Annotated in this window: 1 protein-coding gene; it reads left to right on the top strand. The window is 48.3% G+C overall.

Annotated elements, in window-relative coordinates:
* The coding region (locus R7E00_RS25090; RefSeq protein WP_318124921.1) for a cache domain-containing protein at nucleotides 1–1,046 on the top strand (1,046 nt) is incomplete at both ends.

Raw genomic sequence — 1,046 nt, forward strand, 5'->3', positions numbered from 1 at the left:
ACCGTCGACAGAACTGAACTTACTGTTGGCGCAATGGCTGAAGCACAGTTTGGCCGATACCATTTATGTCCACGATAACACAGGCTTGGTTATCGCTTCGAGTAACTATCAACAGGCGGATACGTTTGTCGGTTCGAGTTTTAGTTATCGCCCTTACTTTAAAAATGCCCGTCGTGGTGAGCCAGCCCAATACGTGGGGTTAGGAGTACGCTCTAACAAACGGGGTTACTTCTTTTCCTCTCCACTATGGTTGAACGGCGATGTCATCGGCGTCATCACGGTAAAAGTGAATTTGGAGCAGTTGGAACAGCGCCTTGCACAAAGTGGCGCAGACGTTTTGGTGACCGACAAACACAACGTAGTGTTTATGAGCAACCTACCCGACTGGCGCTATCGCGCACTGTTTCCACTCTCACCAACGGCCATCAATGAACTGACTGAAACTCGCCAATACGGTGACACGTTGCCCGAATATTACGGCGAACTTACCGCGCAAAGTGACGAAAGTGAGTTTGCGGATAACCAATTGTTGCTGTCACCAAACTACCTCGCGTACGCAACACATTTGTTGGATAAAGGTTTTCGCGTTGTAGCGTTAATCAATCACCACACCGTACTGACGGCAGTATTGCAAGCAGATGTAGTCTATTTGATTTTATACGCGCTGATTGCACTGATCGCATTGGCATGGTTTCAGATGTTGGTGAACAAGGCACGTCTTGCCAATCTCAATGTGAGCTTGGAAGAAAAAGTCATGCAACGCACGGTTGTACTAAGTGAAGCAAACCACAAATTGCAGCAAACGGTTCGTCAGTATGAACAAAGCCAGCAAGAGCTAAGACAAACTCAGCAAGAGCTGACTCAAGCCGCCAAACTTGCTTTGCTGGGAGAGTTGTCTGCCAGTATCAACCACGAGATAAACCAACCACTTGCCGCGCTGAGAACTTACACCGAAAACTCCCAGCGCTTGTTGTCGATGGAACGCTACCCGATGGTCGCAGACAACTTAAACAAGATGCTCTCGCTAAACGAGACTATTGCCGAGG

This window comes from Vibrio sp. Vb1755 (assembly GCF_033338635.1).
GTDB lineage: Bacteria > Pseudomonadota > Gammaproteobacteria > Enterobacterales > Vibrionaceae > Vibrio > Vibrio alginolyticus.